The organism is Paenibacillus sp. 10L310, assembly GCF_056395745.1.
The window spans coordinates 38,452-61,613 of record NZ_JBFTKC010000013.1 but is presented as its reverse complement, the minus strand read 5'-3'; the positions used below and the strand labels follow the sequence as shown (position 1 = coordinate 61,613).

General features: G+C 48.4%; 19 protein-coding genes. 2 read left to right on the top strand and 17 right to left on the bottom strand.

What is annotated here, in order from left to right; translation table 11 throughout:
• Positions 1-43: 43 nt before the first annotated feature.
• From AC1DE7_RS23055 to AC1DE7_RS23040, 4 genes are all read right to left on the bottom strand, one after another.
• Entirely contained in the window at positions 44-2,014 is a 1,971-nt protein-coding gene (locus AC1DE7_RS23055; RefSeq protein WP_477535266.1) for a tetratricopeptide repeat-containing glycosyltransferase family 2 protein, read from the bottom strand.
• Entirely contained in the window at positions 1,971-4,253 is a 2,283-nt protein-coding gene (locus AC1DE7_RS23050; RefSeq protein ID WP_477535265.1) for a glycosyltransferase, read from the bottom strand. The genes AC1DE7_RS23055 and AC1DE7_RS23050 overlap by 44 nt, the downstream gene beginning before the upstream one ends.
• A gap of 78 nt (positions 4,254-4,331) precedes the next feature.
• Positions 4,332-5,636 carry a DUF6385 domain-containing protein gene (locus tag AC1DE7_RS23045; protein ID WP_223868741.1) on the bottom strand — a complete coding sequence of 435 codons (1,305 nt, stop codon included), beginning with the start codon at positions 5,634-5,636 and terminating at the stop codon, positions 4,332-4,334.
• Between the two features lie 45 nt (positions 5,637-5,681).
• Positions 5,682-6,179 carry a DUF6385 domain-containing protein gene (locus tag AC1DE7_RS23040; RefSeq protein WP_091012617.1) on the bottom strand — a complete coding sequence of 166 codons (498 nt, stop codon included), beginning with the start codon at positions 6,177-6,179 and terminating at the stop codon, positions 5,682-5,684.
• 198 nt (positions 6,180-6,377) lie between these two features.
• Between AC1DE7_RS23040 and AC1DE7_RS23035 the strand changes: the two genes are divergently transcribed.
• Positions 6,378-6,911, top strand: a complete 534-nt coding sequence (locus AC1DE7_RS23035; protein ID WP_477535264.1) for a hypothetical protein — start codon at positions 6,378-6,380, stop codon at positions 6,909-6,911.
• 30 nt (positions 6,912-6,941) lie between these two features.
• Positions 6,942-7,523 (top strand): hypothetical protein, encoded by a 582-nt coding sequence (locus AC1DE7_RS23030; RefSeq protein WP_477535263.1) that lies wholly within the window; start codon positions 6,942-6,944, stop codon positions 7,521-7,523.
• 122 nt (positions 7,524-7,645) lie between these two features.
• Here the strand turns inward: AC1DE7_RS23030 and AC1DE7_RS23025 are convergent, their stop codons facing one another.
• The 13 genes from AC1DE7_RS23025 to AC1DE7_RS22965 form a co-directional block, all read right to left on the bottom strand.
• Complete coding sequence (locus AC1DE7_RS23025; RefSeq protein ID WP_477535262.1) at positions 7,646-8,992, bottom strand: MFS transporter; 1,347 nt, start codon at positions 8,990-8,992, stop codon at positions 7,646-7,648.
• A 69-nt stretch (positions 8,993-9,061) separates the two neighbouring features.
• Positions 9,062-10,240 (bottom strand): winged helix-turn-helix domain-containing protein, encoded by a 1,179-nt coding sequence (locus AC1DE7_RS23020; RefSeq protein WP_477535261.1) that lies wholly within the window; start codon positions 10,238-10,240, stop codon positions 9,062-9,064.
• Between the two features lie 192 nt (positions 10,241-10,432).
• On the bottom strand, positions 10,433-11,227 hold the full coding sequence (locus tag AC1DE7_RS23015) for an ABC transporter ATP-binding protein (protein ID WP_036606660.1): 795 nt from the start codon (positions 11,225-11,227) through the stop codon (positions 10,433-10,435).
• Between the two features lie 2 nt (positions 11,228-11,229).
• Positions 11,230-12,090 (bottom strand): ABC transporter permease, encoded by an 861-nt coding sequence (locus tag AC1DE7_RS23010; RefSeq protein ID WP_051154091.1) that lies wholly within the window; start codon positions 12,088-12,090, stop codon positions 11,230-11,232.
• 193 nt (positions 12,091-12,283) lie between these two features.
• Complete coding sequence (locus tag AC1DE7_RS23005) at positions 12,284-13,333, bottom strand: ABC transporter substrate-binding protein (RefSeq protein WP_047840843.1); 1,050 nt, start codon at positions 13,331-13,333, stop codon at positions 12,284-12,286.
• A 735-nt stretch (positions 13,334-14,068) separates the two neighbouring features.
• On the bottom strand, positions 14,069-14,716 hold the full coding sequence (locus AC1DE7_RS23000; RefSeq protein WP_083677519.1) for a helix-turn-helix transcriptional regulator: 648 nt from the start codon (positions 14,714-14,716) through the stop codon (positions 14,069-14,071).
• A gap of 12 nt (positions 14,717-14,728) precedes the next feature.
• Complete coding sequence (gene trhO / locus AC1DE7_RS22995) at positions 14,729-15,616, bottom strand: oxygen-dependent tRNA uridine(34) hydroxylase TrhO (RefSeq protein ID WP_036606654.1); 888 nt, start codon at positions 15,614-15,616, stop codon at positions 14,729-14,731.
• A gap of 240 nt (positions 15,617-15,856) precedes the next feature.
• Complete coding sequence (locus AC1DE7_RS22990; RefSeq protein WP_477535260.1) at positions 15,857-16,963, bottom strand: TolB family protein; 1,107 nt, start codon at positions 16,961-16,963, stop codon at positions 15,857-15,859.
• Between the two features lie 60 nt (positions 16,964-17,023).
• Entirely contained in the window at positions 17,024-18,529 is a 1,506-nt protein-coding gene (locus tag AC1DE7_RS22985) for a sensor histidine kinase (protein WP_477535259.1), read from the bottom strand.
• Positions 18,526-19,236 carry a response regulator transcription factor gene (locus tag AC1DE7_RS22980; protein WP_036671592.1) on the bottom strand — a complete coding sequence of 237 codons (711 nt, stop codon included), beginning with the start codon at positions 19,234-19,236 and terminating at the stop codon, positions 18,526-18,528. Before AC1DE7_RS22980 ends, AC1DE7_RS22985 begins: the two co-directional genes overlap by 4 nt.
• A gap of 213 nt (positions 19,237-19,449) precedes the next feature.
• Complete coding sequence (locus tag AC1DE7_RS22975; protein WP_047840846.1) at positions 19,450-20,301, bottom strand: Rpn family recombination-promoting nuclease/putative transposase; 852 nt, start codon at positions 20,299-20,301, stop codon at positions 19,450-19,452.
• An 85-nt stretch (positions 20,302-20,386) separates the two neighbouring features.
• A complete protein-coding gene (locus AC1DE7_RS22970; protein WP_477535258.1) occupies positions 20,387-21,283 on the bottom strand; it encodes a helix-turn-helix transcriptional regulator in 897 nt (298 codons plus the stop codon).
• Between the two features lie 246 nt (positions 21,284-21,529).
• The gene (locus AC1DE7_RS22965) at positions 21,530-22,939 is read right to left on the bottom strand and encodes an MATE family efflux transporter (protein ID WP_036671595.1); all 1,410 of its coding nucleotides are present in this window, start codon (positions 22,937-22,939) and stop codon (positions 21,530-21,532) included.
• Positions 22,940-23,162 lie beyond the last annotated feature (223 nt).

Sequence of the window (23,162 nt, the reverse complement as noted above, 5' to 3'; positions counted from 1 at the left end):
TTAGCCCGCTGAATTAAGTTGAACTCCCGCTGCCTGATCCCTCTCAGCTCTCAAACCCGTCCGCTCCCGGCATCTCCAGCCGAATATGCTGAACGACAGGCCAACAACGGTGCCGCTGTCCATCTGCATGCTGAGCGAACACCTCCAGATGATGGTCCGCAGCACTGACCAATCCTTTCACCAGCCAGCTTGTTCCCGTCAGGGTATCCGAAGCCCCAGGGAACGAATCAATGTCACTCACCTTCCCGTTTTCCTTTTTCCCTTCCATCTCTTCCTCCTTCTCTCCCACTCGAACGCTCTGTTCCACCGATAACCCTTCTCCAGCCAATTGCTGTCGACACATCTGAATCAGGCTATGCAGCTCTTTCCATCTCCCTGACTGTACACATCCTTCCATCATCAGTCCAAGCGCCTGCCAGCCATCATACTCTGCTCCTGCAACCGTTCCGTCCATACCTGAGTCCGTGTCCTTCTTCTTTGTCGCTCTCAGACCAGCAATTCGTCCTGTCTTCACATCAGGTTCTTCATTCGTTCCTTCACCCACCTGCGAACTAAGCTTCAACCACAAGGTTAATGGATCATCTCCGTTGACTTCCTTGCCTTCTATCCACTCCAAACGTTCGAGCCATCGTGCAGACGAGATCGCGAGCATCCCTTTTTTCCGTTGCACAGGTTCCAATTTCAGACGTGCCTTGTTCCATCTCCCCTGTTGGATTTGGAGCATCGCCTCCGCCACAGATAAACGCTCCCTCATCTCTGCGGAAGGTTGTGAGGATATACCCGGTAACAATTGCAAAGCCGCATCATAACAACGGGATTGCTCCAGAATGCCCAATACTTTGTGTGTAGCCTCTTCCGAACTGAGTGCAAAACGCTCCCTCACCAGCTCTGGAATCTGATGTTCCTGCCCGGAGACTCGCATAATTCGGAATATCCGATAGAGCGGCGGTAACAGACTCGATTTGGCACGTACCGCTTCCACGTAAGCATCTACCGCACCCTCCAGATCGGCCCTTCCTTCCAGTAATCGCCCTAACGTATACCACGTCTGATAGGTGCCGATGCCTTCTTCCGTATGATATATGGGTGGAGGTGGCCCCATGCGAACAGCTTCACGCAGCGAATATTCTGCCCGATCTGCATCACCCAATGCGTCTGCACATACCCCGCGATGGTGCATCAGATCCGTGTACTCTGGAAAGAGTTCAAGCGCAGCATCGATGCGATCTAATGCCTCCTGCCAGCGATTCAGATGCTGGAGACAACGAATTTCATATTTGAACAGCAAATGCGCGTAACTGCTCACCGCAGGATCAATCCCCATCCGAGCCACACCAAACGTCTCCAACGCCCGCTCTGCTTCCCCCACACGCAGATACTCAACACCCAGATTATAGTGATGGAACGGCTGATCCGGTTCTTCCTCCACTGCCTGTTGCAGCAGGCGGACATTGCGGTTCACCTTATCTTTGCGCTCTACAATCGCCGTCTGATACCCATAATGATGGATGACCATGTCCGTCACATGAAAAGCAGCCTCTGGGTTCCTACGGCAAATCGCCGCGGCAATCTGCTCATGAATCCGACCTTCGAACCGATGCTCCGGGGCATTACGGAAGAGACGCAAAACCGGATTCACGGTGACCCCCTGCTGACCCGTACCTGTATAGTTATGAATGTTTAAAAACAATCCGTCACATCCGCTGACCGACGTCCAGCTCCTGATCTGCTCCCGCGCAGCCCTATCGAGCGCCTCGTCCGCATCAAGAAAGAGAATCCAGTCGCCGGAAGCGCGCTCCAGGCCAGCATTCCGTGCTGCGGCAAAATCTTCGCACCACTCAAACCCCACAACCAACGCGCCATATTGCTGCGCAATCTCTGCGCTTCGGTCCGATGAACCGGTGTCCACCACAATAATTTCGTCCACCGCCCCCTGGACACTGGCAAGACAATGAGGCAGCAACTCTTCCTCATCCTTCACGATCATGCATAGGGAAATTCGTTCCGCTCGCAAGCTGATTCCTCCTTTCCTTTGCATGGAAAAGCGTACGCCACGGCATACCCTCGGTCGTTCGCAGCCTTTGTTCCAGTGCATTATGTTGTGCAGCGAGTACACCTGAAGAAGGAGATCGAACCAATTCCTGCCGAATCGCCTCCATTGCCAATCGCATGTAACATACAGCTGATCCAACTCGGGCCTGCCACATATCAGGCTCCCGCTCCAGAGCCTGCTCGAACAGAGACAGCGCTTGATCGTTGTGGCCTTTTGCATACAGCGTTTCACCCAACCAGAATAACCCTTCGGCATCCAGTTCACTCTCGGTCATGCACTGAATCAGGATGTTCGCGGCTACCATGGTATACCCGTGACGATACAGCAGACTTGCAAACTTTCGCCTTCGAGTTAAAGTCGTTCCCCAATGATCACACATCATCATGGCCCGCAACTCATGCAGTTGCTCAGCAAGTGTGAGCTGTCCTGTCTTTACGGCTTGCTGCACAACCTTCTCTGCTACCATTTCTGCCTGCGGACCCCATTGAATAAGCTTCTGTTCTTGTGACGCAGGTTCCATGCTTCGCGGCTCTTTCGATAGCTGATCCAGCAGTCGATCCATGACCTTCCAAACGTTCTTTTCTTGTGGAAGCGTAGTTGCGAGGAACGCCTCGGATAATCTTAATCCGTTGGCCCAACAAGCCAGTGCCCAATCCATTCTGTGCTCAGCCAGCAGATTGACTTCATGCACACACCCCACGTTCCAGTGTTCTTCTGCCAGTTGCAGTGCTTCGGAAACCCTATTCGCACACAACATCCAATGTATTTGATCCGCTACATGGATACGAGCAGTACACGAATCTGCATCCAGCATTTTCAATGCCTGTTCATATGCTCCACAGCCTGTTAGAACATGAATCATTTGCACCAGATGATCCTCATTTGTCACTGCATATGAATGGGGCATTTCACCACGAATCAAATCACCGTGATCTGACTCTCCGATTCCTCTGCTTCTGGTAAGTAATGTTTCTGCTATGTTCTCATCCGTTTCACCGGATTGTTGCAGCACGTCTGCCAACCCCGCCCATGCTGGAGCATATGTGAACATGCTGTCCAGAGCCAGCCCGTACAGATGTGCAGACTCTTTATAGAATCCCCGTTTCTGTGCAAGTCTTGCCATCGCAGTATAGGCTCTGTAACTGTTAGAACCCGCTTCCGTTACATATGACGCGTCTAACGTGCTACCGCCATCACTGTGTCCAACACGGTCTATTCCCTCCCGACAGTCCGTTGCTCGAGCATACGATTGATATGCACGCTCCTCCAAACCTTGCAGCTCCAACGTCTCCCCATACAACAGGTGCAGATCAGCATAAGATGGATAACGTTGTCTTTCCACAGCCAGAATTGCATGCGCCTCGTCGTAACGTTCCGATCCCACAAGGGTCTTTGCATAATCTCTAACCAGTGTAGGTCGATATGGTGCGAGCAACTCTGTCAGGTGTAATGATTCACTGAACGCTTTAATTGCCTTTTCAACCTCACCAAGCTGGCAATACGTTACTCCCAGATTGTACAGGTGAAAAGGCTGTGCAGGCTCATCCTGTAACTCACGCTCAATCAGTTTCAAATTACGTCTTGGCTTATGCTCTTGCGCAATCGTTGAAGCCAGATATCCATCATGAATTAGACATAATGGAGCAAGCGGTTCAGTCTCGATCAATTGGTTTTGTTCATCTGTATAGGTCTCGCTCTTATTCATATCAATAGCCTCATCCTGGCCAAGCCTGCTTGGGCTACTACGAACCAATTGCTCATGAATACGCCCCTTGTACCGATATCCCTGATGAGCACGGAATAATCTCACTGGCTGAGAGATAACGTTCTCTTCTATCCCTTCACCATATCGATTCTCTATGGTAATACGTAATCTTGAAATGCTTTTATGGACTTTAGGTAAATAATTCAGCAGTTCTTCCAATCCCTGCGTAACGTACTCATCCGCATCCAAACACAGGACCCATTCCGTGCTCGCCAGAGGCAGACTGATATTTCGTGCATGGGCAAAGTCATCTTCCCAACAGGCGTGCAACACCGTTGCTCCGTATAATCTAGCGATCTCGGGTGTACGGTCAGATGAGCCAGTATCGGTGATAAAACATTCCATGCTGATATGCTTCAAGCTGTCGAGACAGCGGGGCAGGTGATGTTCTTCATTTTGCACAATCATATGAATTCCAAGTAAACGGTTCTTCAAATACAACCACCTCCAATACAAAAAAGTACATGAAGTCCACCAAAGGAACTCCATGTACCTATATGACAAATAAATGGGTTATGTGCCTTGTCCATTGAAGAACACATCAATCGTGCTTGGTGCACCGATTAGGCTGGAGCGGTAGGAAAGACGCGTGTATTTGAGAAAACGCTGCGGTACCAATACATCGACTGACCCGGACAAAATGCCCGTTACCGTCGTCACATCCGTGTACCAGTTCGTTCCGTTGGCGCTGATCTCAACAAGAGCATCTACCCGGTTTACACCCGGCCCCCGGTTATATACAAAGAAAGAATACGTGCCAAATACACTGGTCGTAACCGCCGGGAGCGCTGTGAAGGTGTTGGCGGTCGGGGTGCTTATGAGTTGGGACTCCTGAAAACTCTTCTGTGAAATCGACGTCACACTGCTAAGTGTTCCCGCGGTAATTGTAGCACCAAGCACGCTGGTGATTGTACCATTTAGCAGGTTTGTCAACGTACCCGCTGTTACCGTTGCGCCAAGTACGCTTGTAATGGTTCCGTTCAATAAGTTTGTCAGTGTTCCGGCGGTAATCGTTGCTCCCAATACACTCGTGATCGTACCATTCAGCAAGTTCGTCAACGTTCCTGCGGTCACCGTGGCCCCGAGCACACTGGTAATGGTTCCGTTCAACAGGTTCGTCAGTGTTCCTGCTGTAATTGTCGCTCCGAGTATACCTGTGATGGTACCTGCTGTAATCGTGGCTCCAAGCACACTTGTGATCGTTCCGGCGGTAATCGTCGCTCCCAATACACTTGTAATCGTACCATTCAGCAAGTTTGTCAATGTTCCTGCGGTCACCGTGGCTCCGAGCACACTCGTGATCGTTCCGGCGGTAATCGTTGCTCCCAATACACTTGTAATCGTACCATTCAGCAAGTTTGTCAATGTTCCTGCGGTCACCGTGGCTCCGAGCACACTCGTGATTGTACCGTTCAACAAGTTTGTCAGCGTTCCTGCTGTTACGGTTGCCCCGAGTACACTTGTAATCGTTCCCGCCGTGATCGTTGCTCCCAATACACTCGTGATTGTACCATTCAGCAAATTCGTCAATGTACCTGCTGTTACTGTGGCTCCAAGCACACTGTTGATCGTACCTGCCGTGATCGTCGCTCCAAGTACACTCGTGATCGTTCCGTTCAGAATGTTGGTAATGGTTCCGGCGTTAATTGTAACCGTGGTCAGACCTGAGATGTTACTGATGGTTCCGTCCAAAATAATGCCAACCACGTTCCCGCTTGTATCCGTTCTGACAGGCTGGGCTGTGCCTGTACTATCCTGGCCAAAAATCAACGTTCTCAGATTATCCGGATTCGTATTAAACGTTGTAAAGTTAGGCATGTGCCTCGTCCTCCTCCCTGGTCAAATCTGTGAGATCTTACTCCCTTATGGCATACGCTGCGCCTGAAAGTAAACATCGAGCCGGGTCGGCTGATCCGGTTCAACGGATCGAATTGCAAGCCGGGTATAGTGCAAAAATCGCAATGGTACCAGCGCTTTGGTCTGGCCTCCCGCGACCACCTCCTGGCTGTCCACAGCATAATCCACGGCATTTGGGCTGATCTGGATCTGTACAAGAGCCGGATGTTTTCCCCGATTCACAACGCCATAGGTATACATGCTGAGTGATGAGGTGTCTTGTGCCGGGAGTGAATCCATGCTGCTACTGGTTTCGGCTCCAACATACGTATGCTCTGTAAAACAATGAATAGCACCAGGGAGTTTCGTACGTGAGGAAGCACCCTGCTTGAACCGGGGACGAGTAATCCGGGAACAAGGGGGTTTCAGCAATTTAGCGCGGCAGGAATGACGGGAGCGACGGCGACTGACATATTTAGTTGGTTGCTTCGTTCTCTTCTTGCTTTGCTTTGCTGTTCGACTCATCTCGATTTCCCCTTAAAAAATGTGCTTACGCATCGTATGCCCGGATTGGATATACGGGCACGGCAACCGCCGTTATTTCCAGATATACGGCTCAGTCCCCAATCCATTTTGCTTCTTTTCACATACACTGCAAGTACAATGAAATGCGAATCAACCGGAATGTTGCTCAAATGAACTGGTCTATGGGAGGTGGATGAGATGACCAACTATAATGTATTCAACCAATCCAATCGTCCCCTGTTTACTCAACTGACCAATACCTTCTCAGCCCCGGGCATTGAAGCGTCACCAGACAGCGGTGCAGCTACTGCAGGCAGTTTTTTTGCCCTGACGACCAACAATACCTTAATTCCTTCCAACCAGAGTCTTCTTCTACAGATCCTGAATGCGGCCGGTAGCGGCCGAACAATACGTATATCCAGCCTCACAGGAGGCACAACAGCGGCAGCTACTCTTGTTATCTATTCAGGAGGAACCGTGACTGCTGGTAGCACACCCGTGCCCGTCAATACGTTACTTGGAAATACCAACGCCAGTGTAGTTACCACAAGACAAAATACAGGTACCCTGGGGGGAACCTTCACGAGCATTGCAAGTATTCCGCTCACTGCAGGAATGTATTCACTGGGTCTGAATGGCTCCATTATTGTTCCACCGGGACAAACATTATCCATTAGCGTAGGCACGGGGAATCAGACCGCAGCCATTAATCTGTTCTGGTGGGAATTCTGAGTTTGACCCTGATAAAAGGAGGTGCACACTGTGCCGAACAATAATGTATTCAACCCGTTAAGCCAGCCCGTCTATACGTCCAACACCAACACGTATATTTCTCCCGGCATTGTTGCACCTCCAGAGAATAATGCTGGCAGTACAGGCAATCTGTACAACGCAGGTTCCACCAACTCCACAACACTGGGGTTGCTGGGAGGAACGGTGATCGCCACCGTACAATTGGCCAATCCAGCGGGGAGTGGGAAAACCCTATACGTATCACGACTCTCCGGCGGAATCACGGTATCACTCAATCTGTTATCTTCCTTCAGTGGTTCCATGAGTCTGAGCGCTAATGGAACACTGACATCGCCCACCACACTCACATCGGTAAACAGCAATCTTTCCAGCAGCAATACCAGCGTAGCCACGGTACGGTTCTCTGCTGCTACACCTGCAGGAGCGACGCCATTGATGGCTATGCCCCTTCAAGCAGGGCCGTTTCTATCCAATGAATTTGGCCGTTATGTGGTTCCTCCAGGTCAGGCCATTAACCTCTCTTTCAGCGGATCACTTTCGGTTGGCGGACTGCTGGCCTCCACTGCTTATTTCGCTTGGTGGGAAGTGTGATTTGTTCAACGATGTATAACAAAGGCAACGTGCAAACAGCCGCCTTCGGATGAGTACCGAAAGCGGCTGTTCTTTATATTGTAGATGTAATGATGATAAAAAATGTTGTCCAGACGAGGCTGTCAGGCCGATTCCTGCGGAATGTTCTCTTTGGCTTCCGTTATGAGAGGCTGTTTCCTCTCCCATAAGATACGTTGTAGCAGTATGCCGGCAAGACCAATTACCAGCGTAGCGAGACCGATATATTGAAAGGTGGGGCTCGGCCCTGCAACTCGAATGAGCGCTCCACCTGCAAGTGGCGCTACAACCAGTACAACACTAGATAGTGAATTTTGAATGCCAAAGACGCGCCCTACATAGGCAGGAGGGGTCTCTTTTTGCAACAAATAATTCAGAGTTACCATAAATAGCCCATTACCCAGCCCAATACAGAGGCCCCAGATAATGACCCAAATTTCAGGTGTTTGTGGGCCGATCCACCCCAGCGCAGCGATTCCGGCACCCACGAACAGATATCCTCCACCCAGTCCCCACCCATACCCAATTCTCGGCAAGCGATTTAACAACAAAATGGTGACGACTGCCCCGGCTCCTGCCGAAGACCCCAACCATCCGAGCAGTGATTCATTACCTGGCTTGATCTCCCGAAACAGGGTCGTAAACTGATAATCAATCATCAGAATGGCCATGAGTCCAAAACAGCAGAACAAAATCGTACTCATCACGGTGCGACTGCTCTGTATAAAACGCCAGCCTTGCTTCCACTGGGAGAACAAAGATTCCGATCCATCCTTTTTACTTGCAGCACTTCCGTCTGATTCAACGAACTCCGACTTCTCCACCAAACGCCGCAAGGGCCATAATACCGCACCCGACAAAAGGCGGGTACAGGCATTAATGACAATACAGATTTGTGGTGAAAAGAAGGCCAAAATGACTGCACCCAGAAGTGGTCCCGCCACTTTCGAACACTGGCTCACAAAACCGTTTAGGGATGATGCCTGAAACAGATGCTCCTCTGCCACCACCTGGCGGGTTAACGCCTGCTGAGCTGGAACGTGAAAAACTCCCATCGTGGCCCGCAGGGCAAGAAGTGGAAGCAACCATGCCGGGCTTGGCGCGAATAAAATAGCAATGGTTAATCCCACGGTGATCACGTCACACAAAATCATGATTTTCACTTTGTGCAGTCGATCAGCCAGAGCACCTGCAAAGGAGCCCAGCAGTATGCCTGGGACAGCCATACATACAGGAATAAGTGCAATGATCAGTGGGTCAGCACCCCAGCGGTAGGCCACCATCACCTGGATCGCAAGTGCATCGAACCAATCTCCAAACGTAGCCAGTGAGTATGCGATAAACATGCGGACAAACTGGAGATTAGTCCATAAGCTTTTGGAAGATTGCGCAGATGAGGCGGGTGATTCGGTGGATTCATTGGATGTGGGTTCATTTGAAATGACGGTCATACATGTACTTCCTCCCTTGATTACAGCCGTTAGCGGTCTGTATGTTCCTTGGCTGTAATCATAAGGGCGTTATATCAGAGGAAGATCAGAGGATGGGAGGATAGGGGATAAAAAGTTACGTATTTCATCTACAATTTGTTGTCCATATGCGGGTACACCGTAACTTTTGCCGATCTCCGCATACACTTGACGATACTTACTGCGAATTCTGCCTTCGATTCGATGATGACCCAGGAATAGGAGAATCTGATGTGCAGCATTCAGATATAGCGGTGCGTTCAGCGACATTTTCAATACATCCAGACCGTCATCCATTCTTAACTCTGCCTCACGAATCCGTCCCTGCCGAAGTAACCATAATCCTTCCATCATCTGAAAACGCCCGATCTCTCGCAGATACGGGGCATCCTTCAATCCTGATTGCAGGACTGCCATCTGAGCCTCAACAGCTTCACCGCTGCCACCCCACAGTTCCACGTACAACGCTGCAAGTGCTACAGGCAGTCTGAAATTCTTGAGTTCGTCAGTCTCTATTACACGATACGTTTCTTCCAGCTGCTCTTTGGCACGTTGATATTGGCCCACCTCTACATAGACTTCAACGATGTTGAGAATGCGGAGTTCGCGAAGCTGATCGGCAGACAATGCAGCTGAATTCAGCGCCTGTTCATACAACTGAATACTATCCGCTGGCTCGATCAGGGGGTGCACGAAAATCAGTAGCCAATATAGTCGCTCCTCAAAGGGAATTTCCTTTGTTGTAATCAGCCATTCCAGATCTCCCTGTATAAAACGGATATACAACTGATAATAAGGGGCAATCTGAATGCCAAGTGCTTCCTGTTGTTGAACCAGGGTCTGTATGGCGTTTCCCTGCCCAAACACGTGATATTTACGAAGTAATCCGTGAATGACCTCCTGCATTTCTGGGTCCTGAGCAGAGGGGCTAGCGGGTAGAGCGGACTTATTCTCATGCACAGCAAGTCGATATCCGTAGCCCCGTACTGTATCCAGACGGATCTCGTCCCAGCGTTTCAGCTTCTTACGCAGGCGATAGATATGATCGTCCACGGTGCGTTCAACCGGATATTCCAAAGGCCATACCCGATCCAGCAGTTGACTACGGGTGAAGGCTTTTTCCTTGTTTTCATACAGAAAATGCAGCAGTGCAAATTCCTTGGCGAGTAGACGAATGGATTCCGTTCGCCGTGTTACCGTATATGTCCCTTCATCCAATTGCAAAGACATGCCTGGTTCCTCCTACTATGAATAATTCGCTGATCCGAAATCGTATAGATTCATTCCATTTTTTCAACGTGTTCAACATACCATAAAAACCCTTTGCGAGAACGCAAAAGGTTTTTATGGTCTAACTTATAGATGGCTTAGATTGTGGATTACGGTACGTATATCTGTTCTTACAACAAGTGTTCCCTTGTCTTAACCCAGCACGACACGATCATCTGCCATTTTTTTGCCGCTAATTCGTTCGAATTCACCAAGCAACTCAGGGACAGTCAACGTACGCTTGCGCTCTTCGCTGACATCCAGAATAATTCGGCCTTTGTCCATCATGATCAGACGGTTACCCAGACGAATGGCCTGCTCCATATTGTGCGTCACCATCAATGTAGTCAGTCTCATCTCACGCACAAGTGTCTCCGTTAGTTCCGTGATCAGTTCGGCACGTGATGGGTCAAGGGCTGCCGTATGCTCATCCAATAGCAAAATTTGCGGCTGGGTAAACGTAGCCATTAACAGGCTAAGTGCCTGCCGCTCCCCACCAGACAAGAGACCCACTTTTGCATTCGGCCGCTTCTCCAGTCCAATTCCCAACTTCTCCAGTTGCGTGTTAAAAATCTCCCGTCTGGCACGGGTAACTCCGAAGCCTAGTCCGCGTCCTTTGCCACGTTTGTATGCCATCGCCATGTTCTCTTCAATGGACATATGTGGTGCTGTTCCTGCCATCGGGTCCTGAAACACCCGGCCAATCCAGCTGCTGCGTTTATGCTCCGGCAGGTTTTTGATGGAGCGGTCATTGATCAGTACATCGCCCATATCCGGCTTCATCACACCCGAAATGATGTTCATCAGCGTAGATTTACCGGCCCCGTTACTACCAATCACCGTCACAAAGTCTCCCGGATTCATCGTCAGATTCACACCGACCAGCGCGGTCTTCTCATCCGTTGTACCTGGGTTGAACAGCTTGGTTACTTGCGTAATCTCCAGCATGATCACATACCTCCCTTCGCCTGATGACCCCCGGATCGCATCAACTCTTCCGTTCGTTTGCGAGCCAGACTACGCTGCTTCATGGAGCGCTGCATCGTTGGGAATACAAGAGCAATAATAACGATCACCGCTGTGATCAACTTCAGATCAGATGTATCAAACCATTCGACTTGAAGGGCAAGCGCGACCACAATCCGATAAATGATTGAACCAACGATCGCCGCAAGTGTAGCCCAGAATACCGTTCTTGCTCCAAGAATGGCCTCACCGATAATCACGGAAGCCAGTCCGATAACGATCATACCGATGCCCATCGTGATGTCTGCAAAACCTGATTGCTGTGCAATAAATGCACCGGACAGGGCAACCAATCCATTGGATAAGCTGACCCCTACAATCGTAGTCACATCCGTATTTGCACCAAAGCTGCGAATCATACGTTTGTTATCACCTGTCGCGCGGAGTGCCAGTCCAACATCTGTTTTCATGAACAGATCGAGCATAATTTTAAACACCAGCACGACGATGATAATTAACACCATGACATGCTCACCTGAGAATGGATTATCCATACCCATAATGGATTTATTCGGTGCGCCAAGAATACGCATATTAATGGAGTAGAGCGCGATCATCATCAAAATCCCGGATAATAATCCGTTGATTTTGCCTTTGGTATGAAGCAGACCTGTACAAGCCCCAGCCACCATGCCGCCAGCCATTGCCGCCAAACAGGCAAGCCAAGGAGAGAAGTCATTGGAGATCATAACCGCCGCGATTGCGCCTCCTGTTGTAAAACTTCCGTCTACGGTAAGGTCAGGAAAATCGAGTATGCGGAACGTAATATAAACACCAAGTGCCATCAGTGCGTATAGAAGCCCCAGCTCGATCGCCCCTTCAATTGAATTCCAGCTTATACTCACACTACTTCCTCCCTGTCTATCGAAAAGAATGAGGCGAACCCGTTGCATGTTCGCCTCGCATCCATACTGCCGGATTACACTCCGGTCAGATTATTGAATCAATCTCATAACTCATTAAATTTATGAATTGATTCTATTGAATAATGTTGTTTTCCTGGTCTTTTACTTCCGCTTTCATCTCATCCGTAACCGTGATACCTTGGGCTTCAGCCGCTTTCAGGTTCAGGATCAGATCCAGTTTGTCCGGAACGGTGACTTTCATATCACCAGGTTTTGTACCATTTTTCAGAATGTCCGCGGCCATCTCACCCACCTGATATCCATGGTCATAATATTTGAAGCCAACGGTTGCGAAAGCTCCTTTTTCAACGGTATCCCGATCACTGGAGAAGAACGGAATTTTATTACTGTTGGCCGTTTGGATGATCGTATCAACCGCACTCACGACAGAGTTATCAAGCGTGATGTAGAAAGCGTCTACTTTGCCAACCAGAGAATCCGTAGCCTGTTTTACTTCTGATGTATTCGTAACTGGTGCTTTCACCAGCTTGATATTATGTGTTGCCAGCGCTTTTTCAGCGTTATCTGCCATAACCACCGCATTTGGTTCACCTTCGTTAATGACCAAGCCCACCGTTTTCACATCCGGCAGATTTTTGGCGATAAAGTCAGCCAATTGTACAATAGCCTCCGGATTCGTATCGGATGCACCTGTAACATTGCCGCCCGGCTTATCCATATCGGTCACCAGTTTGGCACCCAGTGGGTCTGTCACTGCTGCAAACAACAATGGCTTGTCCTTCACTTGTTGAGCCAGCGCCAGCGCAGATGGTGTTGCGATGCCGAGTACGAGATCATTTTTGGAATCACCCGAGATTTTCTGTGCAATGGACAGGTTGTTCGTCGAATCACCTTGCGCATTATTGTAATCAATTTTGAGGTTCTTGTTCTCTTCAATGCCCGCTTCCTTCAGGGCTGCGATGAATCCTTCACGTGTAGCATCCAGAGATGGATGTTCAACAATCTGCGAGATGGCAATCTGGTATGATTTTTCCTCGCTGCCTCCACCTGTTGTAGTCCCTGATCCTTCGGATTCCGAGCCTGTACCGCTGTTATTTCCGCAACCTGCTGCAACGATCATTGAAGCAACCATCATCAGTGACATCCAAAATTTCTTTTTCATGTGTGAGAACCCCTCTCCATCTTATAAAATGTGGTTACCCTTATCGAGATTCCATTGACACGATAGGGCGGGACAAAACAAACGCTTCAACGCATTGTTGCTTTGATCGACAAAAGCAGACAAATATAGACTTTTCTCATGCGACTGAAGTCCATGACCCGTGTTGGTGTTGTATTGTTCCCCTAATATTAAGGGGCGTCCCGATATCCGTCAATGGTTGAACCGCTTCCAATTTAGTTTCATCGTATGGTTGTGATAGAAAACATTACATAAAGAAAAAAAAAGCAACCCGCAAGTTATGCGAATGGCTCGTCAAGAAGCTGTAATGTGCTTAGCGCTTCACGTTGACCAGCTGTACCAAGCCAACGTGTTAGCGCCAAACAATAAAATTGCCCTTATTCCAATGCTAACGAACCCGAGACATCTTATTGGGGGAATAATCACGATATGCAAATCCTAACGAACCTCACACTCGTTATTCATTCTAATATTAGAATTCGATACCGAGAATCGGCCAAATTAAGCAAAATAGCGCCTTTACGATTCGTTAAATTTTGAAAAGATCTTTGGAGAGGAAAATAGCGTCTACAGGGTTCGTTAGAGAAATTTCTTTCATACAGTTTCACGTAACGCAGGATATAAAAAAAGAGATGGCCTCGACGAAACTCGATACCATCTCTTCTTCTTTACACTTTGAATATCTTTTATTATCTTTTTTTTCAAACTCTCACCCAGTTAATTCCCCGACGCTTCGCGAATCTCATACTTGCACCTTTTGCCGCCATCGGCGTAACATTCAGTACGCTCCACCTCAGCTTGAAGTAGCGAGCGAAACAGTTCCAGTTCACAGCGGCAAGCCTGCTTGTAGACACTCGCGACTTGCACAATCGGGCAGTTCATTTCCGTAATGACGTAGGTTCCATCTGCATCTCTAGACGCATCCGCCATATATCCGTTGGCATTCTGGATTCGAGCGAGTTCCTCCACCCGTCCAGCCAGATCCTGGCCCTCCATCTGTGGCAATCCGCTGCGAAGCAACTTGTCCCGGCGACTCTCGAACAATGCATCTACCACACCGCTCCCGGCTGAGTCAGACAATTCTTCAAGCAGTTCCAGCGTAAGGGAGGAATATGATTTTGGAAAAAAGCTGTCCCCGCGTACCGTCAATTGGTACACCGAGGACGGACGTCCGGCCGTTGCCCGGGCCTCCCGAACCTCAATCCAGCCGTCCTGCTCCAGTGCCGTCAGATGACGGCGAATGGCCATGCCGGTCAGACCCAGATCAGCTGTCATTTCCCTCGCGGTCAATGTACCTTGCTGCTTCAGCATGAACAAAATCCGTTCACGCGTCGTTCGTTCCTCTTCGCGCTTCACGATCAGCACCTGCTCTCCTGCTTATGCGTGTACCGGTGCTGCCTCCCGGCAGGCATCCGAGCAAAAGCGGTTATGCGTCTCTTCGCAATCCTCACAGCTTACATGCTGTAGGTTGCAGGTTGGACAATTAATATATCGGTCATGTGTCGTTCCACAGTGATAACAGCTGGCAATGACAATATCCTCTTCTGTCCGGTTAATCGGTACAGAGATCCGCTCGTCAAACACGTAACACTTACCATCGAACAGATGGCCTTGTACTTCCGGATCTTTACCGTACGTGACAATACCGCCGTCCAATTGAGCCACATCCTGGAATCCTTCATTGATCATGAACCCGGTCAGCTTCTCGCAGCGAATGCCGCCAGTGCAGTAGGTAATAATCGTTTTGTCCTTCATGTCACCCAGGTTCTCGCGGATCCACTCCGGAAACTCACGGAACGACTCCACATCTGGACGGATGGCCCCGCGGAAATGACCAATTTCGTATTCATAATCATTGCGACCATCGATAACGATAACGTCATCACGTTGTAGATGTTCATGGAACTCTTTCGGCGAAAGGCGTTTGCCGCTAGTCACATTTGGGTCAAGTTCATCTTCCACACGGAAGGTTACCAGCTCTGCTTTGTGACGAACAAAGATTTTTTTGAACGCATGCTCCTCGACATCATCAATCTTGAACACCATGTCGCTGAACAGCGGATTAGCCAGCATATCTTTCATGTACTGTTCCGTCTGTTCTGGCGTTCCGGATACCGTACCGTTAATGCCTTCGGATGCGATCAGAATACGGCCTTTCACACCCAGGTCCTTACAGTATTGCAGATGCTCTTGTGTAAACGTCTCGGGGTCTTCAATCTTCACGAACTTATAATATAAAAGCACGCGGTACGCGCTGTTACACATGTATATCACCTGTTCCTATTCCATGTTGTTATTGGCCGGATCATCCGACAAGACGACTACGTTGCAACCTTACTTCTAAAAAAGAAAATAAACAGCCGCCCGAAACATCGTCTCGAACTGCTGCCTGACATTCGACTTTTATTCCTGCATTCTAGTTTATCGGAAGCGGAACAGCTTAGTCAATATAAATGTATAGAAAGGCATGAAAGATATGGAACATATCTTTCTGCACCATTCACCCTATTCCGAGATCGTAATGACCGAGGTTACAAAGTGATACGATTCATTCTCCAATACCGCCTGTGATAACAGGATTTTATTTCCTTTCGGGCTCCAGGCGAGTGGGTCAGAAGCGTTGTCCATATCGGCCGAGATCTGGAACTGTTCTGCCGACTCCGTGTTGGAGACAAATAGCCCTTTCTCATTATCATTCTCAGAATTGATGGTGTATGCAATCTTGGAATCATCACCCGACCAGCTTGTGCCGAAAACCTGTGTACCTCTGGCGAGAGTGGCCTTCTCATTGCCTTCCAGATCGGTGAGCACCAGCGCCCGTTTGGTATCCGCTGTTCTTTTCACAATCGCAAGCCTTGTTCCATCATTAGAAGGGATGACCCACTCCACACTTTTCAGCACCTGTTTCACGTCACCCGTCTTCGCATCGTATGCATTCAACTGGCCATCTTCGCCCGTAATATAATAGAGCATATTGCCTGACATCTTGATACTCCGTACATTGAAATTACCTGTTTCCACCAGTACCTTTGTTGTACCATCCACACTTGCCGAGATCAGATCACCCTTCATATTAGGGAAAACGACATGTTCATTATCCAGCCACGCGCCCTCTTGAATAAATCCATCCTCCTTGCCAGCAGGGGTTGTCTCCCCGTTATGCAGGTTCAGGAAGTAGCCTTTGCCCGTATTTTCCTCCGGCTCGCGGTAGAACAGGTACTGACCATCCGGTGATACCAGCGGTGCACCCAGACTGGCTTCACTTTCTTTGAGCGGCGTGTCTGTACCTTTCGTCAGATCATACATATATAAGTTATGCGGGTATCTTTCCTGACCTTCAACCGTGACGGGTATCAAGGACTTGTTCTCTTTGTCAGATACAATCCAATCATCACTTAGCCATGCGATCCCGCGCATATTCGGCAATTTATCAATTTTCTCCAGCTTGAAGCTCTGGTACACGGACGTGTTGGTATTATCTTTTACCGTAATATCCGTGCCCGTTTTCCCGCCTTGTGCGTTGCCCCCCGGCTCCGTTGTTCCCCCGCATGCCGCTGTCGTTAACAGGGCAATGGCTCCGAACGTGCCCATAGCTGCTTGTTTCCAATTCATGATGGTCCCCCCTGGTTTCTCTTGCTATAGACCAAGCATATACATCGCATACTTCCAAAGTTATTCAGACTTGTTTCGAACTTGTAAACTTGAATCAGCCAAAGGGAACATGAGCTGGAACGTCACACCTTCCCCATCTTCTGGATCACTCGACAGCAGGGTGATTGTACCGCCCTGTTTTTCAACAAACTGCTTCACGAGAGATAGCCCCAGTCCGGTTCCGCCGGTTTTTCTGGCTCTGTCTTTGTTCACGGTGTAAAAGGGTTCAAAAATCTTCTCCTGCGCCTCTGCCGGAATCGGCATACCCGAGTTATAGATCCGAATGACCGCTTGACGCTCCTGCCTCCACAGTTCATTCTTCACCCGGATCACACCATCCGGAACGTTATATTTAATGGCATTATCCAGCATGTTGATGAAAATATGCATAAGACTCTCCCGATCGCTGCGGATCACCGCCGGTTCAAGATCCAGTTCCATTTTCAGCGCAAACTTCTCCGCTTTCCCACGCATCCGGCCACAGGCATCCCTCAGCAGAGCGCTGACCTCTACATCTTCGGCCTGGTTCTCAAAGTCATACTTCTCCAAGGCAGATAAATGTAAGACTTTCTCTACCATCTCGTACAGCCGCTCCGTTTCTTTGCCAATGTTACTTGTGGCATCATCAAGCAGTTGCGGATCATCCTTATACATGTCGAGCAGCTCCACATAAGCTTTGATCGATGTCAGTGGTGTCTTGAATTCATGGCTGATGTTACCGATATATTGTTTCTGTTGCTGTTCCAGCGCCTGAAGTTTCTCAATCGCCAGTTGCAGCTTCTGCTGCTCCGCATGCATGGCTGTGATATTTTGCTGAATGGATGTACTCATATAATAAATGCCCTGCCCCAGCTCCCCCAACTCATCCTTGCGCTTTAAAGGAGACTCCGTAATGTAATTCCCTTCGCGAATGGAATCTGCGGACTTCTTCAGCCGAGTAATCGCAACGGCAAACCGATTGTAGAACAGATAACCTAATATGAAGCTCAGCGCAACAACGACAATGCCCGCCCATATGAACAATTGAAGGATACGAGTATAGAATTCATGGTAGCTCTGGACCGGATATTGCATCCATACGGCACCCATCTGCCCATCCGGACCGTCCAACGGTGCCGCATAGAGCAAGGTATCCCCTTGTTCATGATAGGCAATTTTATTTTGCAGTGCATAGTTGAGCGTATCCTGAACAATCGCACTCTCCCCGGAACTGATCGATGAGCCAACTTGCTGGCCCTTCATATTATAGAGAGCAATTGGCAATCCGGTAGAGTTGGCCAGTTCCTGTGCAAGCCTGCGGCCGTTTTGTTGTAAAAAAACGTCCTGTTCCAGATGAACGGACTCCGTGTAGTAGGACTGTCGCACATTCAGATTCACCAGCCGTGTCTGCTGTGATAAAATACCTTCAATCTGTGACTGCTGATTGCGTTCAATACCGCGCAGAACTAGTGAACTAAGCACAACCACCGTCAGGATAAGCAATGCTGCCAGAAAAACACTGAACTTCAGCTTGATGCTGACTCTCATATGGCCCCGCCTGTTTCAGGTGCAGATGCTTTGTAGCCAATCCCGTATACGGTCTGTAATTTTTGCTGATCCGTATCTCCGATTTTTTTACGCAAACGCTGGATGTGAATGTCTACGGTTCGTGTACCACCCGCATACTCCATGCCCCACACTCGATCCAGCAGATCGTCTCGTGTGTACACACGCTCGGGATTGGACATGAGAATGGTCAGCAGGTCGAACTCTTTTGGTGTCAGATCCAGCTTCTCCTCATTCACGGTCACTGTGCGGTGAGCAACATGAATACGCAGTGTGCCATTCACGATGGCCTGATTCTTCGAATCGTCAGGTGGTGGACTGCTTTTCTCGACACGGCGCATGAGCGCTTTCACCCTTGCAAGCAGTTCACGGATCTCGAACGGTTTGGTCATGTAATCATCGGCGCCCATTTCCAGGCCAACGATTTTGTCCACGATATCATTTTTGACGGTCAGCAAAATAATGCCGATATCCTCGCGGTCCTCCAGCCTGCGGCATACGCCATATCCATCAAGCCTTGGCATCATGACGTCCAAAATCATGACCTGCGGATGAAACGATGCGACCTTGACCAAGGCCTCTTCGCCGTCACTCGCAGTATCTACTTCATATCCTTCGCGCCGCAGCGCGTAAGCAATGGCACTGACAATACTTGATTCGTCATCTACCACGAGCACTTTTTTATTCATGGGATTCATCCTCTTTATCTATGTCATGAGTTAGTTTATGGGTCTATGTTAGCAAGGTCTTTGCGATTTAGCTATGGATGAGTTTGCAATTTGTATGAGAAGCTTTCATTCTCTCAGCTTGGACTTGGCTCTACTTTCTTTATACCCCAATGACGACAAAAAGAGCCAACCCGTAATTGGATCAGCCCTTAATCTATAGATTCCCGTTTCATGTTACTGTTTAGGCAATAACTTCTTAATTTCATCTTCGGAGAGTCCTGATGCTTTAACTATAGCAGAAAGATCTACACCAAGTGTAAGTAATTCACGGGCCATTTCTCTCTTGCCTTCCAACTTACCCTTGGCTGCACCTTCAGCTCGTGCGCCTTCAATCATTGATTTTTCGTCACTCAATGCTTTCATCCGAGCATCGTAGGCCATTCTGGTGGACGCATCCTGACTCAGAAATTCCAGCGTATCCATCGCCTTTTTCAACATCGGTTCATTCATGGCCAGCACCTCCCAGTTTGATGTATCTATCCCCTTCAGGAATAATAACCAATTCACGAGTCCGCCTTTTTCCATCGGAACAGAATACTCATCCAATTTGGTTAGTTCCATCACATGTATTTCGATATCATCCGTCAAACCAATACCTGTATGATCTTCTCGTAAATGAAAAACATTGTGATATCGCTCATTATCCAGACAGGAGTAGTTGAGTATATTAATAGTCACGCATTTTTTGAGTAGACTATAGTTTTCACCCTTTTTTATCTGATGAAAGTACATCTCACTCCAATAAAACAACGTCCTTTTCTCCATGTTATACGGGTTAAACAGCTGCATTTCAATGTTAATTAGTTTGCCTTCTAACGTCTTTGCTTTAATATCCAGAATGGATTGTTTATCCTCTGGACTATCCTTATCTGTATACGTGTTAACCACAGTGATCTCCGTAAGAGGAGATTCGCCGGTCTCTATAAACGTGCTGTTCAGAAAAGCTAACAAAACATCTTTGTTTTGCTCACTTCCAAAAATGCGTTTGAACACAAAATCTACTCGTGGATCGAGTAATTCCGTCACTCAGCATCAGCTCCATTCTCACCAGCATTATATCATAATTCCCATATAGCCTCAGCTTGATAATGGATCTGCACTTAAATTGCATTTACTCCTCAAATGACAGATTCAGCGGCTCGTCCGACATCTCGTACTCTGTCTCCATATGTGTCAGTGGTGTGTTCAGATCAACCTCCTCGAAGCGGAAGCTGTCGACCCACACTTTTCCTTTGCCGTTCAAAATAACCCCGAATGAAATGACCGCGCTGCCCTCCGGCACATCAAGCACAATACTGTACTGATTCCATGGCTGCGTACCCGTGATTGGCCGATCATGCATGTTATCAAATTGAAGTACATCATGCACGTTATTATCCACACGCATCCATAATCCGCAGAACGCATCCACATGCTCGGTCTTCACGAATCCCGATAACTTCATCCGCTTACCCACATACTTGTCCGCTCTGAACTGTTGCATCATTGTTGCGAACTCGTTAGGCTCCATCGGCGTAACGGCCTTCAAATATCCTGAAGCTTTCCCCTGATGCACTTCAGCAGGATCAATACCCATCTCATAATTCTGCGGGTGACTTCCGGTTAACATCCAACCTGTAATTGTTGACGTCTGATTCATCTGTAATTCTCCTCCTCTGGTTCTTCCTTCGAATAATTTCAGATCAAACAATTTGCGAAAACGTCCTGGTGGCATGCCATATAATTTGCGGAATGCACGGGTGAAGGCTTCCTGACTCTCAAAACCACATGCCAGGGCGATGTCCAAAATGCCCGCATCCGTCGATCGGAGGGTGGTGGACGCCAGACTCATCCGACGGTTTCGGATATAATCCACCACGGTCATGCCCACCTCATTACGGAAAATTCGATGGTAGTGATATGACGACAATAACGCCTCAGATGCCACTTCTTCCAGCCCGATCTGCTCATGCAGATGAGTCTCAATATAGAACAAACTTTGCTGAATCATTGCACGGTAACGGCTCAACTGAGGTAAAGCCCCCTTCCATATCCTTACTATACGTGAAGGATGTCATCGCCGTTTTGATCATTTTTGCTATCTTTATTTCTGTTTACCTCTGCCGGAGATGCAAAAAGAGCCAATCACGGATGGAATCCTTTCCGTAATTGACTCTTCTGGGAAACTGCTGCCCTGTGGCTACTGTAGAGCCACTTCATTGATCTACAGCAGGTTCATTTAACTATTTGCTTTGTTTATCCGTACAACACTTCGTCAGACAGCCGGTACCGGCTGTGCACCAACCTCTTCATCATCATGTTCCACCAGTTCATGTTTCTCCCAAGCTCTGCTCTTCCAGCGGAAGTACATAATGACCGCGCGGGTCCACTCATCCGCCGCAATGGCAAGCCACACACCAGCGAGCCCCAGATGAAGCTTGAATATGAGCAGGTATCCCAGAGGCAGACTCATGCAGACCATAGAGATCAGACCCATGTATACCGGGAACTTTGCATCCCCTGCCGCACGCAGGGAACCAATGATCACAATATTGCAGGTACGACCGGTTTCGAGCAACAGACTGAGTAGAATCACTTGAGCCCCCAGCTTGATAATTTCCGGATTATCCGTAAATATGCTCATCAGCGGCACACGGAAAAAAATGATGATTACATCAATGATAACCGTGGCAAGAAGGGCCCATTTTACACTGTCAAAAACACGTTTGTACGCATCGTCTTTGCGCCGCGCACCCACAAGCCGACCTACAATGATCGATGTCCCCATACCAATCGCCATGCTGAACAAGTAGATATAGCTGGAGATATTACCCGCATACTGCTTGGTTGCCATAGCTTCTGCGCCCAGATAGGTCACATACAGCGTGAACACGAGCTGGCAGGAATGATATACCATGGATTCCATCGCAGACGGAATACCAATCCGCAGAATTTTACCAATGAATTTCTTAGACAACTTAATGTAGTATTCAAAATCCACCCGTACCTCGCTCACACGATACAACAACCAGAAGAAGATCAGAAGGCAGATAAAACGGCTTCCCACCGTGGAGATCGCTGCCCCTTCCACCCCAAGCTTCGGCAGGCCGAAGTGTCCAAAAATCAATGCATAGTTACCAACAACGTGAATCACGTTCATGAATACAGCAACATACATCGTTTCTTTGGTGTAACCATGTGTACGAATCGTCGCAGCCAGCGCATTAATGAGCGCCTGAAGGAAGATACCGCCACCGACGATATTTATATACGAACGGGCAAAATCATAAATTTCGCCTTGAATGTTCAGGAGTGATAACAAATGTCCTCCGAACAGAAGGAAGATTCCGCTCAGGACCAGACCTACGATAAGATTCAGTGTGATCGCATTACCCGTAACTTGTGCTGCTTCACTTAACTTTTTGGATCCGATATATTGTGCGACTACAATCGCAGCACCATGTCCAATGACTTCCAATACAAGGATAGCGATAGAAATAATCTGATTGGCTGCTCCAACGCCGGAGACCGCATTATCGGACACCGAGCTGAGCATGAGCGTATCCACGCTCCCCATCAACATAAATAAGAAGAGTTCCAGGAAAATAGGCCATGTCAGTCGAATCAGATTCAGATCCTTGGCATCAGAACGAAGGGACTCTTTGGTTGAGGATATTGCTGTCATTTTCTCACCTTTCCCATGTGGGCTTTAATTCTTAGGGTATGTTAGCACAGGTGGTTTGAAAATGCAGTAGTTTTGCGAAAATAGTTGAAAGTTTTTTGTAATTCCATAAATAGGTATTTTCACTACTTTCATAAAGCCCCATTTCCGTAAGCTTATCAGAGGTTTCAGAAGACAAAAAAGGCCCCTCCCAACTCGCTTTTAAGCAAGTAATGGAAGGACCTTG

Bases quoted from the DNA above. Each gene is read 5' to 3' on its own strand.
- AC1DE7_RS22990 (WP_477535260.1), bottom strand. From the start codon at position 16,963: ATGAATTGGAAACAAGCAGCTATGGGCACGTTCGGAGCCATTGCCCTG.
- trhO (WP_036606654.1), bottom strand. From the start codon at position 15,616: ATGTGTAACAGCGCGTACCGCGTGCTTTTATATTATAAGTTCGTGAAG.
- AC1DE7_RS23040 (WP_091012617.1), bottom strand. From the start codon at position 6,179: ATGAGTCGAACAGCAAAGCAAAGCAAGAAGAGAACGAAGCAACCAACT.
- AC1DE7_RS23010 (WP_051154091.1), bottom strand. From the start codon at position 12,090: ATGGCACTTGGTGTTTATATTACGTTCCGCATACTCGATTTTCCTGAC.
- AC1DE7_RS23020 (WP_477535261.1), bottom strand. From the start codon at position 10,240: ATGTCTTTGCAATTGGATGAAGGGACATATACGGTAACACGGCGAACG.
- AC1DE7_RS23045 (WP_223868741.1), bottom strand. From the start codon at position 5,636: ATGCCTAACTTTACAACGTTTAATACGAATCCGGATAATCTGAGAACG.
- AC1DE7_RS23025 (WP_477535262.1), bottom strand. From the start codon at position 8,992: ATGACCGTCATTTCAAATGAACCCACATCCAATGAATCCACCGAATCA.
- AC1DE7_RS22965 (WP_036671595.1), bottom strand. From the start codon at position 22,939: ATGACAGCAATATCCTCAACCAAAGAGTCCCTTCGTTCTGATGCCAAG.
- AC1DE7_RS22985 (WP_477535259.1), bottom strand. From the start codon at position 18,529: ATGAGAGTCAGCATCAAGCTGAAGTTCAGTGTTTTTCTGGCAGCATTG.
- AC1DE7_RS23035 (WP_477535264.1), top strand. From the start codon at position 6,378: ATGACCAACTATAATGTATTCAACCAATCCAATCGTCCCCTGTTTACT.
- AC1DE7_RS22980 (WP_036671592.1), bottom strand. From the start codon at position 19,236: ATGAATAAAAAAGTGCTCGTGGTAGATGACGAATCAAGTATTGTCAGT.
- AC1DE7_RS23005 (WP_047840843.1), bottom strand. From the start codon at position 13,333: ATGAAAAAGAAATTTTGGATGTCACTGATGATGGTTGCTTCAATGATC.
- AC1DE7_RS23015 (WP_036606660.1), bottom strand. From the start codon at position 11,227: ATGCTGGAGATTACGCAAGTAACCAAGCTGTTCAACCCAGGTACAACG.